9 protein-coding genes and 1 tRNA gene are annotated in these 15,888 nt (G+C 73.0%); 5 read left to right on the forward strand and 5 right to left on the reverse strand.

Annotation, left to right across the window (positions count from 1 at the left end; all coding sequences use genetic code 11):
* The first annotated feature begins 13 nt into the window (after positions 1-13).
* The 4 genes from tmk (at position 14) to ACN6LD_RS03185 (ending at position 6,724) form a co-directional block, all read left to right on the forward strand.
* Positions 14-3,274, forward strand: a complete 3,261-nt coding sequence (tmk, locus tag ACN6LD_RS03170; RefSeq protein ID WP_445042468.1) for a dTMP kinase — start codon at positions 14-16, stop codon at positions 3,272-3,274.
* 237 nt (positions 3,275-3,511) lie between these two features.
* Positions 3,512-4,717 (forward strand): DNA polymerase III subunit delta', encoded by a 1,206-nt coding sequence (locus tag ACN6LD_RS03175; protein ID WP_319189988.1) that lies wholly within the window; start codon positions 3,512-3,514, stop codon positions 4,715-4,717.
* Positions 4,718-4,965: 248 nt separating this feature from the next.
* Positions 4,966-6,543: an alpha/beta hydrolase gene (locus tag ACN6LD_RS03180; protein ID WP_319189990.1), complete on the forward strand. Its 1,578-nt coding sequence runs from the start codon at positions 4,966-4,968 to the stop codon at positions 6,541-6,543.
* A 107-nt stretch (positions 6,544-6,650) separates the two neighbouring features.
* Positions 6,651-6,724, forward strand: a tRNA-Thr gene (locus ACN6LD_RS03185).
* Between the two features lie 234 nt (positions 6,725-6,958).
* Here ACN6LD_RS03185 and ACN6LD_RS03190 read toward each other — a convergent pair.
* From ACN6LD_RS03190 to rfbB, 5 genes are all read right to left on the reverse strand, one after another.
* On the reverse strand, positions 6,959-7,717 hold the full coding sequence (locus ACN6LD_RS03190; RefSeq protein ID WP_319189992.1) for a hypothetical protein: 759 nt from the start codon (positions 7,715-7,717) through the stop codon (positions 6,959-6,961).
* 7 nt (positions 7,718-7,724) lie between these two features.
* Complete coding sequence (locus ACN6LD_RS03195; protein ID WP_445042469.1) at positions 7,725-12,491, reverse strand: putative T7SS-secreted protein; 4,767 nt, start codon at positions 12,489-12,491, stop codon at positions 7,725-7,727.
* A 2-nt stretch (positions 12,492-12,493) separates the two neighbouring features.
* The gene (locus tag ACN6LD_RS03200) at positions 12,494-13,150 is read right to left on the reverse strand and encodes a hypothetical protein (RefSeq protein ID WP_319196321.1); all 657 of its coding nucleotides are present in this window, start codon (positions 13,148-13,150) and stop codon (positions 12,494-12,496) included.
* Entirely contained in the window at positions 13,147-13,563 is a 417-nt protein-coding gene (locus ACN6LD_RS03205) for a hypothetical protein (RefSeq protein WP_319196320.1), read from the reverse strand. The genes ACN6LD_RS03200 and ACN6LD_RS03205 overlap by 4 nt, the downstream gene beginning before the upstream one ends.
* 136 nt (positions 13,564-13,699) lie before the next feature.
* Positions 13,700-14,719 (reverse strand): dTDP-glucose 4,6-dehydratase, encoded by a 1,020-nt coding sequence (gene rfbB, locus ACN6LD_RS03210; RefSeq protein ID WP_445042470.1) that lies wholly within the window; start codon positions 14,717-14,719, stop codon positions 13,700-13,702.
* Positions 14,720-14,984: 265 nt separating this feature from the next.
* Between rfbB and ACN6LD_RS03215 the strand changes: the two genes are divergently transcribed.
* Positions 14,985-15,782, forward strand: a complete 798-nt coding sequence (locus ACN6LD_RS03215) for an antibiotic biosynthesis monooxygenase (protein ID WP_445042471.1) — start codon at positions 14,985-14,987, stop codon at positions 15,780-15,782.
* The last annotated feature ends 106 nt before the right edge of the window (positions 15,783-15,888 follow it).

A 15,888-nucleotide genomic window follows, 5' to 3' on the forward strand; every position in this document is an offset into this window, starting at 1 on the left:
ATAGGCTGAAAGCATGACGCGAGCCGAGCAGCCAACGGCCCACCACCCGGCCCCGGACGACGCCCTGGTGGCGGACTCCCGCGAGCGCGCCGTGCGCGCACTGTTGCGCGAGCCGCAGCTCAAGCGGCTCTGGAGCGCGCAGCTGGTGGGCGGTGTGGGTGATGCCCTCGCCCTTCTGGTCTTCGTCCTCCTCGTCCTCCAGGCGGCCATCGCGGAGGCCTCCTTCGGGGGCGGCTACCGGGGCGTGGCCTTCGCGGTGGCGACCGTCTTCGGGGTGCGCATTCTGGCCACCCTGCTCTTCGGAGCGGTCCTCCTGGGCCCGTTGACCTCGCTCACCTCGCCCGACGGCCCGCTCGACCGCCGCTGGACCATGGTCGCCGCCGACGGTCTGCGCGCCGCCCTGCTGATCGTCGCGCCCCTGTGGATCGACTGGACGCCGGACGACGCGCTGCCCCTGCTGCTCGTCACGGTGTTCGTGACGGGTGTCGCCGAACGGTTCTGGACGGTCGCCCGGGAGAGCGCCGCCCCGGCCCTCCTGCCCGCGCCGCCTCTGGAGGGCGCGACGGTACGGCCGTTGCCCGACCACATGGACGCCCTGCGCCGCCTGTCGCTGCGCACCGGCTTCGTGACGATCCCGCTGGGTGCGCTCACCCTGGTCGTCGCGGCGTTGTTCAACAATCTTCTGGGCGTCGGCGTCGCCTGGTTCGACCAGCACCAGGCGGCTCTCGCCTCGTACGTCGCCGGGGGGCTCTTCGCCGGGTCGCTGTCCATCGTGACGTTCCTCGAACTGCCCGCGGTGCGCACCCCCCGCGCGCGGTCGCCGCTCGAGGGCCTGCGCCGTCCCCGCACCGCCACCGGCGTCGACAGCGGCCGCACGGGCGCGATCCCGCTGCTGGTCCTCGCCTGCGCCGCGGTCGCCGGGGCGATCGCCGCCGCCGTCGCCGTCGCCGTGCTGCACGCCAAGGACCTGGGCGGCGGACCCGTCCTGTACGGGCTGCTCGTGCTCGGGCTGACCGGCGGCGTCGTCATCGGCGTCCGCACCGCCCCGAAGGTGCTGGTGTCGCTGTCCCGACGCAGGCTGCTCGCACTGGCCATCGCCTTCACCGGCGTGGCGCTGCTGGCCGCCGGCCTGGTCCCGGACGTCACCAGCGTGCTGCTGATCGTGACCCTGGCCGGTGTGGGCGCGGGCGTCGCCGCCAACACGGGGCACACGCTGCTCGACCAGGAGACCGAGGACCACCGCCGCGCGCGGACCACCGAGCACCTGCACGCCGTGGTCCGGGTCATGGTGGCGCTGGGCGCGCTGCTCGCCCCGCCGGTCGCGGCGCTCATCGGCCCGCACCGGCTGGAGAACGGCCGGTTCGTCTTCGCGCACGGCGGAGCGGCGTTCGTGCTCATGCTGGTCGGCGCGCTGCTGCTGCCGGTGGCCGCACTGGTGCTCGCCAAGGTCGACGACCGCTCCGGCGTCCCCCTCCGGAAGGACCTGCGGGACGCGCTCCTCGGCGGCGACGACCCGGAGACCGTTCCGGCCGCGAACGGCTTCTTCATCGCCCTGGAGGGCGGCGACGGCGCCGGCAAGTCCACCCAGGCCGAGGCGCTCGCCGAGTGGATCAGGGCCAAGGGGCACGAGGTCGTCCTCACCCGCGAGCCCGGGGCCACGCCCGTGGGCAAGCGACTGCGCTCGATCCTGCTCGACGTCTCGAGCGCCGGGCTGTCGCATCGGGCGGAGGCGCTGCTGTACGCGGCGGACCGTGCGGAGCACGTCGACACCGTCGTGCGGCCCGCTCTGGAGCGCGGCGCGGTGGTCATCACCGACCGGTACGTCGACTCGTCCGTGGCCTACCAGGGCGCCGGCCGTGACCTGTCCCCGACCGAGATCGCGCGGATCTCACGCTGGGCGACGAACGGCCTGGTCCCGCATCTGACGGTCCTTCTGGACGTCTCGCCGGAGGCCGCCCGCGAGCGTTTCACGGAGGCGCCGGACCGGCTGGAGTCGGAACCGGCGGAGTTCCACGCGCGCGTGCGCTCCGGTTTCCTCACCCTGGCCGCCGCCGACCCGGGGCGCTACCTGGTCGTCGACGCGGCGCAGGAGCCCGAGGCCGTCACCGCCGTCGTCCGGCACCGGCTCGACCAGTTGCTGCCCCTGTCCGAGGCCGAGATCAAGGCCCAGGAGGAGGCGCGCAGGAAGGCCGAGGAGGAGGCCCGCCGCAAGGCGGAGGAGGAGGCCGCGCGCAAGGCCGAGGAGGAGCGCCTCGAGCGTGAGCGCCAGGAGCAGCTCGCCAAGCTGCGCGCCGAGGAGGAGGAGCGCAAGCGGCGCGAGCTGGAGGAGGCGCAGCGCCGCGAGGCCGAACGGCAGGCGGAGGAGGCCCGGCTGCGCGCCGAGGAGGCCCGTAGGCGTGCCGAGGAGGAGCGGGTCCGGCTCCTCGCCGAGGAGAAGGCCCGCGCCGAGGAGGAGGCCCGCCGCAAGGCGGACGAGGAGCGGCGTCGCAAGCAGGCCGAGGAGGAGGCCAGGCTGCGCGCCGAGGCCGAGAGCCGGCGGCTGGAGAAGCAGCGCAAGGCCGAGGAGGCGCTGCTGCGGGCCGAGCAGGCCAGGCGGGCGGCCGAGCAGGCCGCCGCCGCCGCGTCGGTCGGCCCGAAGTCGCCCCGCCCGGCCGCTGCCGCGGCGGTCCCGCCGGAGGCGGTGACCGTGCCGACGCCGGTGGTGACTCCGACCAACGCGTCCGGCGGCCCGGTGGACGAGACGGCGGTGCTGCCGCCGGTCCGGATGGACAAGGAGCCCGAGCAGTCCCCCCGGACGTCGGCCGGGGCCGCAGGGCCGTCGGCCGACGCAGAGGTGACGACCGAGCTGCCGCAGCCGTCGATCCCGGCAGGCGCCGCGGACGAGACGGCGGTTCTGCCTCCGGTGCGTGACCAGCGACCCGAGGACGAGACGGCCGTCCTGCCTCCGGTGCGTGACCAGCGACCCGAGGACGAGACGGCCGTCCTGCCTCCGGTCAGGGACGAGAGCCCCTCGGACCGGGTGCCGCCGGGCTTCTTCCGCGACGAGCGGGGCGGACGGGCCGAGCGGGGCGGTGCGCGTCCCGACGGCGCCGACGACCGGACGCGCGAACTGCCGCAGCTGGACGAGGAGGGCGCACCTCGTCGGCGCCCGCGGCCCGACTGGGCCGAGGAGACCCCGCTGGACGATCTGCCGACGCTGGCGGACGAACTGCTGGGACCGCACCGGGACGAGGACGACCGCGACGAGGGCCGCGGACGGGGCCGTCGCCGCTGAGCGCCAGCCGCCGAAGGCCAAAGGGCGAAGGTCGAAGGCGGAAGGTGGCGGAAAGTGGACGGCGGAAGGTCGACGTCCCGCCTCGAGGGGTGAGCGTGGGGACGCGGCGGGCGGTTCGCGGCGTGGTGGGCCCGGGCCGCGGAGTCGCCCCGCCCCGCGGCCCGGCGCCCGGTTGTCAGTGGCGGCCCGCACAATGGAACCCGCAGCGCGAAACGTGACGAAAGGGCGGCGTGACGCATGACCGTGTGGGACGACCTCGTCGGGCAGGAGAAGGTGAGCGAGCAGCTGATCGCCGCCGCTCGGGACGCCGACGCGTTCGTCACCGCGGCAGCCTCCGGGACAGCCCCGCCGGAGACGTCGAAGATGACGCACGCCTGGCTGTTCACCGGCCCGCCGGGCGCCGGCCGCAGCCAGACGGCACGGGCCTTCGCCGCCGCCCTGCAGTGCGTGAGCCCGGACCGGGCGCTGGGCGGCACCCCGGGCTGCGGGTTCTGCGACGGCTGCCATACGGCCCTCATCGGCACGCACGCCGACGTCGCGACCGTCGCCGCGGTCGGGTCGCAGATCCTCGCCGAGGACATGCGCGACACGGTCCGCAAGTCCTACACCTCCCCCGCGACGGGCCGCTGGCAGGTCATCCTCGTCGAGGACGCGGAGCGGCTGAACGAGAAGTCGGCCAACGCCGTGCTGAAGGCGGTCGAGGAGCCCGCCCCCCGCACGGTCTGGATGCTCTGCGCGCCCTCTCTGGAGGACGTGCTGCCCACCATCCGCTCCCGCTGCCGGCACCTGAACCTGCGCACGCCCTCCGTCGAGGCCGTCGCCGACATGCTCGTACGGCGCGAGGGCATCGAGCCGGCCGTCGCCGCGGCCGCCGCCCGGGCCACCCAGGGGCACGTCGACCGGGCCAGGCGGCTCGCCACCGACCCCGCCGCGCGCGAGCGCAGGGCGACCGTGCTGAAGGTTCCCCTGCGCGTCGACGACGTAGGCGGCTGCCTCAGGGCCGCCCAGGAGCTGGTCGACGCGGCCGCCGAGGACGCCAAGCAGCTCGCGGAGGAGCGGGACGGCAAGGAGACCGAGGAGCTGAAGGCGGCACTGGGCGCGGTCCAGGGCGGCCGGATGCCGCGCGGCACGGCGGGCGTCATGAAGGACCTGGAGGACAAGCAGAAGCGGCGCAGGACGCGCACCCAGCGCGACAGCCTCGACCTCGCGCTCACCGACCTCACCGCCTTCTACCGTGATGTCCTGGCCCTCCAGCTCGGCTCCCGCATCGCGATCGCCAACGCGGACGCCGAGGACGCGTTGGAGCGGCTCGCCCGGGGCAGCAGACCCGAGTCGACGCTCCGCCGGATCGACGCCATCGCAGCCTGCAGAGACGCCCTCGACCGCAATGTGGCCCCGCTGCTGGCGGTGGAGGCGATGACGCTCGCGCTGAGAGCGGGCTGACGAGGGCACCGAACCCGGGCGGCCCGCCGAATTCGGGCGGTTTCGGGCGGCCGCTCAACCCCCGCCGAAGCCGGGGGCCGCCGGACCCCCGGCGGCCGCCGAACTCGGGGGGTCGCTCAACCCCCGCCGAACCCGGGGGGCCGCCGACCTTGGGGAAGCCGTCGGCCGTGGGTTGACGGCGTCACTCGTCCGTGAGCACTTGGTGTACGCAGAGCATGCGGATCGTCGCTCACAGTTACGCTCGTCGGATGGACATCAGGCGTTCCCTCCGCAGGTCCCGTACCGGCGTCACCCTTCTGTCGCTCGCCGCGCTGCTCGTATCCGGCTGCTCCGCCGGGAAGCCGACGGGCACCGCCGGTTCGACGGCGAGGGCGGCGCTCGCCGCGCTCCCGCGGGCCACGCCCTCGTCACTCGCGCCGTACTACGCGCAGAAGCCGAGCTGGCGCGACTGCGGTGTCCCCGGATTCCAGTGCGCCACCGTCAAGGCGCCGCTCGACTACGCCGACCCGGGCGCGGGCGATGTCCGGCTCGCGGTGGCCCGCAAGAAGGCGACGGGCCCGGGCAAGCGCCTCGGCTCGCTGCTGGTGAACCCGGGCGGACCGGGCGGCTCGGCGGTCGGCTACCTCCAGCAGTACGCCGGCATCGGCTACCCCGCCGCCGTCCGAGCCCGTTACGACATGGTCGCCGTCGACCCCAGGGGGGTGGCCCGCAGCGAGCCCGTGGAGTGCCTCGACGGCCCTGAGATGGACGCGTACACGCAGACGGACACCACGCCCGACGACCGGCGGGAGAGGGACGAACTCGTCGGCGCGTACAAGAAGTTCGCGGAGGCCTGTGGCGCACGTTCGGCACGGCTGCTGCGTCACGTCTCCACCGTCGGGGCGGCCCGCGACATGGACATCCTGCGCGCGATCCTGGGCGACGGGAAGCTGACGTACGTGGGGGCTTCCTACGGGACGTTCCTCGGGGCGACGTACGCGGGCCTGTTCCCGAACCGGGTGGGCAGGCTCGTCCTCGACGGCGCGATGGATCCGGCGCTGCCCGCCCACCGGCTGAACCTGGACCAGACGGCCGGGTTCGAGACGGCGTTCCGGTCGTTCGCGAAGGACTGCGTGCGACAGCCCGACTGCCCGCTCGCCGCGAAGGGCGCCCCTCCCGCCGAGGTCGGCGAGAACCTGAAGGCCTTCTTCCGCAAGCTCGACGCACACCCCCTCCCCGCCGGCGACCCGGACGGCCGCAGGCTCGGCGAGGCCCTCGCCACCACCGGTGTGATCGCCGCGATGTACGACGAGAGCACGTGGGAGCAGCTGCGTGAGGCGCTGGCTTCGGCCATGAAGGAGGGCGACGGCGCGGGGCTGCTCATCCTCTCGGACGCCTACTACGAGCGCGACGCCGAAGGCCGGTACGCCAACCTGATGGCCGCCAATGCCGCGGTGAACTGCCTGGACCTCCCCGCCGCGTTCTCCACCCCGGAGCAGGTGGAGAAGGCGCTGCCGTCCTTCGAGAAGGCGTCCCCCGTCTTCGGCGAGGGCCTTGCCTGGGCCTCCCTGAACTGCACGTACTGGCCGGTGGGACCCACCGGTGAGCCGCAACGCATCGAGGCGAAGGGCGCCGCGCCGATCGTCGTCGTCGGCACCACCCGTGACCCGGCGACCCCGTACCCCTGGGCTGTGTCCCTCTCCCGCCAGCTCACCTCCGCACGCCTCCTCACCTACGTGGGCGACGGACACACCGCCTACGGTCGCGGCAGCGCCTGTATCGACTCCGCGATCAACGCCTACCTGCTCGACGGGACGCCTCCGGCGAAGGGAAAGCGCTGCTCATAGCCCCTCGCCCGGCCCCGCGTGTCGCACCCCCGGAGCTGGTGCGGAGCACCCCGGGAAACTGTGTAGACTTACCGACGTTGCTGACCGCACCATGGTGCGGACAGCGCGCCGCCTTAGCTCAGATGGCCAGAGCAACGCACTCGTAATGCGTAGGTCTCGGGTTCGAATCCCGAAGGCGGCTCTGCCGAAGCCTCAGGACTCACTCGCCGTGACCTGGGGCTTTTGCTTTGTCGGGGTGCGGCGGCGAGGCCGCAGGCGTAGTCCTCGACCAGGGTGGCGACGAGGGCCGACAGGGCGTCGACGCGGTGCCGGTCCTCGGGCTGCTCGCGCAGGGACCGTTCCAGGGCCCGGAGTCGGTCCAGGGCGGCCGGGCCTCGCGCTCTCCTGAGACGGGAACGCCCGCTTTCTGACTCGGTCACCAGTTTCCGTAGTCCTCGACCATGGTGGCGATGAGGCCGAGCAGGGCGTCCGCCCGGTGTCGGTCCTCCTGCTGGTTGCGCAAGGCTTCGTCGGCGGCCCGGAGGCGGGCCAGGGCTGCCGGTTCGCCGTCCACCAGGTCGTCGACCACTGGCGGAGTGATCAGGTCCAGGCATTCGGTGAGCAGGCGACAGGTGGCGGGCGAGGGCGGGTCGGGGTCAGGGGCGGCGAATCCAGGGGTCAGGTACCGGGCCGGGTCCGTCAGGCTCCAGCCGACGACGGCGCCGTGCTGGACGAGGAGTGCCACGTCGGGGGCGATGCCGATGCGGGCCTCCAGCGGCTCGTCGAGAACGGCGAGGTCGCGCAGACAGGTCAGCACGGCATCGCCGGGAGCACGGCACACCACCGTGCACATCTCGTGCCGGAAGTCCTTGACCTCGTCCGCGCGGAGCCCGCCCGGGCGCACTTCGGGCGGGACGGGAAGGCGGGCCGAGTCCTCGGCTGAGGCGGATTCTTCCGGAATTCGGAATTCAGCCCCGACCAGCCGTCGGTCGCTCGGGGCGAAACGGAAAACGTCGGGCAAGTCCCACAGCAGGTCCTGGCTGCCGAACGTGTCCGCGAGGAACTTCTCCCGTTGCACCCGGTCCGCCCAGGGGGAAACGATCAGGAAAGTACCGAGGAGACGGGGCACGAGGTCGAGCGGCTCGTCCGTCACCGTCGCGGACCAGCCGCCGTCGAACGTCACTTTCGTCGTCATCACTGCCTCATCTGATCTGTACCGCCGGAGGCTGGAAGCGGCCGTCCTTCGCGGGAATCCTGCCGTTCACGATGTCCTCGTGCGTCACCGGGGCACCGGGGTCCGTGGGTTTCCCGCCGAGCGCCGTGGCCCCGGAGTCGCCCTTGATTCCCGACGGTCCGTATGCGGTGATGGCCTGGCCCTGGGTGGTGCCGGGGCCGTCGATCACCACGATGTCATCACCCTGTCGGAAGGTGAACGTCCCGGCCGTGCCCGTCGAGTGGTACACGGCGTCCGGGTTCTTGAGGATCTCGATGACCCGTTCGTCGCTGAAGGCGTGCCGGGTGTCCCCGTGGTAGTCGTGGCGCTTCCTGAACCCGCCGTCCTGTGCTCTCTCGACGATGTCGTCCACGACCTTACTGATCCGCTTCTGGGCCCGCTCCTCCTTCGTGTACTTGGGCATGAGGCCCAGCGGGTCGGATCCGCTGAGCGGATTGTCCACGTACGCGAGGGGGTTGGGGGCGGGAGCGAGGCCGAGGGGGTCGGGGGAGGTGTAGCGGCCGGTCTCGGGGTCGTAGTGGCGGAAGTAGTTGTAGTGCAGGCCGGTCTCGGGGTCGTAGTACTGGCCGGGGAAGCGCAGCGGGGTGTAGGCGCTGCTGTCCCGGGCCCAGGCGGTGGTGCCCCAGAGCGTGCTGCGGCTGCGCCACGCGATGTCGCCGGACTCGTCGATCAGCTCGGTGGGAGTGCCGACGACGTCGGTGGCGATGGCGAAGAACCGGCGGTCGATCTCCTCCTGGCGGGCGTCGGCGGTGAGGATGCGCTCGGTCTGGGCGAGGACCGTGCCGGCGCGGTGGTCCCAGGTGAGGGCGACCGTGTGCGGGGAGTCCGGCTGGTGGCCGGTCTGTTCGCACAGGGTGAGGCCGTCCCAGGTGAAGCGGGTCTCCTCGACCACGCTCTCACCGTCGGACGCCAGGCGCTGCTTCGCGGTGCGGCGGCCCAGCGGGTCGTAGCGGTACCGCCAGAGGGTCCCGTCGGGGGTGGTGACGGAGGTGAGGCGGTTCTCCGTGTCCCAGGCGTAGCGCCAGGTGTCGGGCTTGCGGGAGAGACGGGTCTTCTGCCGCAGGACGACCCGGCCGAGGGCGTCGTGCTCGAAGCGCACGTCTCCGGCGCGGGTGATGCGGGTGCCGGTGTAGGAGCGCGCTCCGGTGGCCTCGCTGCCGGGATGGCGGGACGGCCAGGACGCCGAGGTCTGGTTGCCGGCGCCGTCGTAGGCGTACCGCTCCGTCCAGTTGTGGGCGTGGACGGCGGTGACCCGGCCCCTTGCGTCCAGGTCGAAGGTGCGGGTGCCCGACTTCCGGTCCGCGACGGATATCAGGTGGCCGTCGGCGCGGTAGGCGTAGTCGCGGCTGTTGACGAACCGGGCGCCGGCGGTGATGTGCTGCGCGGCGAGTCGCCCGGCTTCGTCCCAGGCGGAGGACACGGTGATCGCGTCGCCGAAGACGCGGGACAGTTCCCGGCCGACGGCGTCGTGGGTGAAGCCGACCCGGTGACCCCCGGTGGCCAGGTGCTCGAGTCGTCCGTCGTCACCGTAGGCGTAGGAGGTGACATGGCCGGTGGGCGTGGTGCGCCGTGTGCGCCGTCCGAGGGCGTCGTAGGAGTAGGAGACGGGACGGCCGTCCACCAGTTCGGTCTTGACCTTCCCCCGCCGGTCGTACTGGTAGCGGAGCTCACCGTCCGGGCCGGCCGCCTCCAGCAGGCGCCCGGCCCGGTCGTGGACGTAGGTGGTCACGCGGCCGTCGACGTCCTTGCGGACCACCTGGCCCAGTCGGTCGCGCTCGAAGGAGACGGTCCCGCCGAGCGCGTCGACACGGGCCGCGAGCCGGCCCGCGGCGTCCACCCGGTAGGTGAGGGTGCGGCCGTCGAAGTCGGTCTCGGAACGGATGTCGCCGGCCGCGTCGTACGTGTAGGTCCAGCTCAGCCCTTGTGGGTCGGTGACGCGGGTGAGGCGCAGCTCGGCGTCGTGCTCGAACGCGTAGCGGGTGCCGTCGGGCAGGGTCCGGGCGACCGGGAGGTCGAAGTGGGTGTACTCGAATCGTGAGACGCCGCCGCAGGCGTCGGTGTGGGCGAGGAGGTTGCCCTCGCCGTCGTACGTCCACGATTCCGTCGTGTCGCCGGGTCCGGTGCGCCGGGCGAGCTGCCCGTCGGCGTGCCACTCGAAGCGGGTGACGGCGCCCGTCGGGTCGGTGACGCGGACCGGCCTGCCGAGGGCGTCCCGCTGCGTGCGGGTGACGGCGCCGTCGGGAGCGGTCACCTCCAGCGGCAGCCCGGCCGCGTCGCACACCACGCGGGTCGTCGCGCCGAGGGCGTCGGTGACCGAGGTGAGCCGGCCGGCGTGGTCGTAGGCGTGGCGGGTGGTGGAGCCGGCCTGGTCGGTGACCGCCGTGCGGTTGCCGCGTTCGTCGAACTCGTGGACCACGCGGGTTCCGTCCGGCCCGAAGACCTCCACGGGCAGGCCGAACGGACCGCGCACGGTCCGCAGTTCGCTTCCGTCGGGGCGGACGGCGGACACGACCCGGCCGTCCACGTCGTAGGAGAACGCTGTGGTGAGGCCCAGCGGATCGGTGCGGGTCAGCAGGTTGCCGCGCGCGTCGTAGGTGAACCGGGTGGTGTGGCCGAGCGGGTCGGTGACGGCGAGCAGCCGGCAGCCGGGGCCGAACAGGTGGCGGGTCGCGTGCCCGTCGGCGGTGGTCAGCGTGGTGGTGTGGTGGCCGGTTTCGGGGTCGGGTTCGGTGTAGGTCAGGGTGATCTGGACGTGACCGGCCTCGCCGCCCTCCGCCACGACCCGGTCGTGGTCGTCGTAGAGGTAGTCGTAGCGGTGTCCGTTGGAGTCGATCCAGGCGATGACGCGGCGGCGGTCGTCGTAGACGAAGACGGTCGTGGCGCCGGAGGGCCGGGTGACGGCGGTCAGGTCGCCGTCCTGGTAGCCGTAGTTCATCAGCGGGAGGTCGGCGCCGTTCTCGCCCGCGCCGGCCAGGGAGAGCCCGGTGACGAGGCCGTCGGCGGACGGCAGGTTCACCCGGTGGCCCGCCGAGTGGACGAGGGCCAGCGGCAGGCCGTCCTCGGCGCGGTCGATCGTGATCGTGTGACCGTTGCGTTCACGGACCTCCGACAGCCAGGCGACGCCGTCGCCGCCCGGTTCTGACCCCGACGGGGCGGCGAAGTGCAAGACCAGGCCGCTGTCGGGCTCGGTGACCGTGTAGTCGCCGTGGGCGTCGCGGGCCAGCTCGGTGCGGGACCGGCCGGACTCCGGGGTGGTGGGCACGCCGGGGACCGGGTGCGGGTACGCGATCAGGAGCCCCTCGGCGGTGACGTGGAGGACGCCGACGGCGTCGATCTGGAGGCGCTCGTCGACGGTGGACGTCCAGGCAGGCCCCAGGAAACGCCCGGCCGTGCAGCCGGACTCGGTACGGCGGGTGAAGACCAGCGGCAGGATGCCGGGGAGTTCGAGGTCGGTCTGGGGCAGGTACATGCGGCCGGTGGCGAGGTCCACCGGGTCGCCGCCGGGGTTGCGGTCGCCGTCGGGGGTGTTGTGGGTCCCGTCCGGGGCGTCGTCGAGCAGGCGGCGCAGTCGCGCGGCCTCGGCGGCGTCCTCCGCGATCCGCACGCCCTTCACCGCGGCGCCGCCGCCCCCGGTGGCCACGGTCAGCGCGACGTCGGGCAGCAGCCGTCCGAGGCCCTCGCTGGGGTCCTTCATGAAGTCGGTGACCATCTGCTTGCCGGTGCCGACCGGGTCGTTGGCGGCGACGACCAGTCCGGCGGCCAGGCTGTTGAGGGAGGTGACGTACTCGGCCGGGTGCGTGAGGTTGTACGGGTCCATCGGGTTGATGCCGCGGACGAAGTTGAGGATGCCGGCGGTGCCCTTGATGACGCCGCCGCCGACGTGGTCGCCCATGATCTGCAGTTCCTGCATGCCGTCGTTCAACTGCTCGGCGTAGGACGGCTTCGCGGGGGCGGTGTCGCGGGCGGCTCGGACGGCGGAACGGGCGGTCTCCGCCGCCGAGTTGCGCTGCTTGCGGGCCTCGGCGAGCAGGTTCTGAGCGTCCTGCATCAGCTTCTTGCCGGGGTCGTCGAAGGTCGCCGCCGGCTTGGCGGGGAGGGTGGAGGGGTCGCGCTTGTCGGCTGGCTGGGCGTTGTAGCGGTCGACGGCGCTGTTGTAGTCGTCGACCTTCTTGCGGTGGGCGTCGGCGGCGTCCTCGGACGCCTTGACACCCTCCTTCCACTTGTCGATCGCCGTCTGCGCCTGCCCCTGTGCCCAGGTGACGGTGCCGGCGAACGCCTCGAGCGCGGCGGCCGCCTTCGTGCAGGCGTCGGCGCCGGTGAACCACTTGGGCGGCTGGGTGGCCACCGCGGTGCGCAGCGCCTCGGCCGTCTCGCCCTTGAGCCGGGACGAGTCGAGGCCCTTGAGGCCCTCGCCCGCGCTGTCGAAGGACGACTGGAAGCCGCGGAGCTTCTCGGCGGTGGAGCGGATCTTGTCGGCGCTGCCGTAGATCAGCTTGGTCTTGTCCTCGGTCTGCCCGAGGTCCATCTCGTCGACCTCGGCGCCCAGCCGGTCGGCGACCGAGCGCGACTGCTCGCGCACCCAGTCCGCGCCGGTCTGCCAGCCGGCGTCCTCCAGTTTGTCGGCGGTCCAGTTGCCCGCGTCCTCGACCCGGTCGCCGACCCACGCGACGCCGTCCTCGACCGCGTCCTCGACCGAGTCGGGCGTGATGTCACTGATGAAGTCGCCGATGCCCACCGTCAGTTGCCCCCGGAGTCGCCCTGTTGCTGTTGCTGCTGCGCGCGTTCCTCCGGCGACGGGCCGAAGGTGTCGTCCAGTGCCTGGTTCCACTGGTCGTCGGAGATGCCGAGCGCGTCGTTGAGCAGCTCCGACCGCCGGCCGCCGTCGCCCTCGGTGAGGACGGTGCGACCGGTGTCCTTCCAGGTCTGTTCGATGTCCTGACCGGCCTTGTCGAACGACTCGCCGCTCCAGTCGGGGTCCAGGGCGTCCGGTGTGAAGACGTCGCCCCAGTCCTGCTGGGCGATCTCCTCCTCGGTGGCGTGCGGGTTGCCGCCCATCACGGAGTTGACGCCCACCTTCAACGAGCCCGCTATGTACTGGTCGTGCTCCCACTGGGTGCCCGCCGCGAGGCCGAGGCGGTTCGCGAGGGCGCTGGCGTCGTGCACCAGGGCGCGCACTCCCCACTCCCAGCGCTCGCAGAAGTCCTCGAAGTCCGCCGACAGGCCGTGGTGCCCGGCCTCCATCTGGGTCATGGCCAGCTCCGAGAAGCCCTTGCCCATCACCGAGCCGGTGGCGCCGCCGAGTTCGCCGAGCTGGTCGATCGTCGCGCCCACGCCCTGGGTGAACTTCGCGACGGCCTCCTGACCGAGCTGAAGGTCCGTTCCCTCACCGCTCATGGCCGCCTCCGCTCTTGGGCGGTACCGGCGTCGACGGCGACCTCGTCGCGGACGATGCCGACGACCGGCGGGAAGAACATCGACCCCTCGTCGGTGGCGATGTCGACGGCCAGCCCGGCGGGCTCGCCCAGGGCCGGCACGATCTCGTCGACGATGCGCGCGCCGAGCAGCGCCGCGTACTCCACGGGCCGGTCGCCGGGACCGTGGTGCAGGGCGAACCGGGCGAGCGCCGTCTCGTCGGTGAACCCGCAGATCCACCGCACCCCGCCCGAACGCACCGACCACAGCCCCCCGTCGGCCACCGGCACCAGCAGGACCGAGCGTCGCATCTCGCCCACCAGAGCGCGGGGGTCGTCGCCCCCGGCTCTGCGCTCCGCGATCCGTTCGGCGAGCGCCGCCCTCGACTGCTGCACGGTTCCTCCCCGGTCCCAGGTGCCTCATGGCACCGTAGATCAGGACGCGCGGCACGTGCGGGTCGGTTCTTGTGAAGGTTCGCGGGGCCGGGCGGGCTCCCGGCGGATCAGAACTCTCCACGGGGGACGGGCGGGATCAGGCGGTCCTCTCCCGTCCGCCGGCCGCCGCGGCGACCGCGGGTTCCCGGCCGTCGTTCTTCAGGGGGCGCCACCAGGTGGGGTTGTCGCGGTACCAGGCGACGGTCGCGGCGAGGCCCTCGTCGAAGGGGATCCGGGGGGCGTAGCCGAGTTCGGTGCGGATCCTGGAGTCGTCCAGGGCGTAGCGCAGGTCGTGGCCCTTGCGGTCGGGGGCGCGGTCGACGAGGGACGGGTCGGCTCCGCACAGGTTCAGGAGCAGGTCGGTGATCTCCCGGTTGGTGCGTTCGGTGCCGCCGCCGACGTTGTAGACCTCGCCGGGGCGGCCGCCCGTCAGCACCAGCTGTACGGCACGGCAGTGGTCGGAGACGTGCAGCCACTCACGGACGTTGGCGCCGTCGCCGTAGAGGGGGACGGGAACACCGTCGAGCAGGTTGGTGGCGAACAGCGGGATGAGCTTCTCGACGTGCTGGTAGGGGCCGTAGTTGTTGGAGCAGCGGGTGACGGACACGTCCAGGCCGTGGGTGCGGGCGTAGGAGAGGGTGATGAGGTCGCCGGCCGCCTTGGACGCCGCGTAGGGCGAGTTGGGGGCGAGCGGCCACTCCTCCGTCCAGCTGCCGTGGGCGATGGAGCCGTACACCTCGTCGGTGGACACGTGCACCACGCGGGACACGCCGGCGGCGAGGCTCGCCTCCATGACGTTGTGCGTGCCGACGCAGTTGGTGCCCACGAAGTCGGCGGCGTGCACCAGGGAGCGGTCGACGTGGGATTCGGCGGCGAAGTGGACGACGGCCTCGTGCCCGGGGACGAGGCCGCGCAGCAGCTCGCGGTCGCAGATGTCGCCGTGGACGAAGGTCAGCCGGGGGTGCTCGGCGGGGAGGTTCGCCCGGTTGCCGGCGTAGGTGAGTTTGTCGAGGACGGTGATCTCGGCTTGTTCGTATCCGGCGTACTCACCGCTCAGCATCGCTCGCACGTAGTGGGAGCCGATGAAGCCGGCCGCGCCGGTGACCAGGATACGCATGCGGCTCACGTTGGCCCCGGGCGCTAGAGAACCCCTACACGCGCGATCGACGCCCTTCCCCGCCCGTCCCCGCCCCGTCTCCGTGCCTCCCCGACCGTCCCCGTCCGGTCGTGCCCGTCTCCGTCCGGTCGGGCCCGTCTCCGTCCGGTCGGGCCCGCCTCGTCCGGTGTCCCGCGCGGGCGTCCCGCGTTCCATCGGTGTTCCGTTCAGGTTCAAGACGTGTCGACCAGGGTGGGGGCATGATCCCAACGCCCAAGGAGCAGTCATGACCGAGGCGCAGAAGGTCCCCGACGTGCGCAAGACGGTGACGGTGGACGTGCCCGCCGACCGGGCCTTCGCCATTTTCGCCGAGCGTCCGATCGAATGGTTCCCCGAGAGGCACGTCTTCGTCGAGGACCGGGTGTCGCTGACCATCGAACCCTTCGAGGGCGGCCGCTACTACGAGGTCGGCGCCGACGGCACCGACATCGCCTGGGGCACGGTGGTGGAGTGGAACCCGTCCAAGCGGATCGTGCTGACCTGGCGGGTCGGCCCGCACTGGCAGCCGATCTTCGACGACGAGAAGGCGAGCTTCATCGAGGTCGACTTCGAGCCGGCCGGCCCCGGGCGGACGACCGTGGCGCTCACGCACAGCGGACTGCACCGGCACGGCGAGATCGCGCCGCAGATCCACGCGGCGCTCGACGGCCCGAGCCCCGGGGACACGCTGGCCCGCTACGAGCAGCTCGTCGCCCGGGTCACGGCGGCGGCGAAGGCGGTCCCCGTGACCCTCGTCAACAGGTTCCAGCTGACGGGGGAGGCGGAGGAGTTCGAGAAAGTCTTCGCCGCGACCTCGGCGTTCTTCGCGGCCCAGCCGGGTTTCATCGAGCACACCCTGCACCGCCGGCTCGGCGATCCGACGTCGTACGTGAACATCGCGCGCTGGGCGGACAACGCCAGTCTGCGCGCGGCGGTGGCGCAGCCGGAGTTCCAGCCGCACAGTGCGGCGCTGCGGGCTCTCGCCGTGTCGAGTCCCGAGCTGTTCGAGGCCCGTCTGCAGGTGACGGCCGGCGACGCCGCATGAGACGGCCGGGGGGGGGGGGGGGGGGGGGGGGGGGGGGGGGGGGGGGGGGGGGGGGGGGGGGGGGGGGGGGGGGGGGGGGGGGGGGGGGGGGGGGGGGGGGGGGGGG

The organism is Streptomyces sp. SAS_272 (assembly GCF_052543235.1).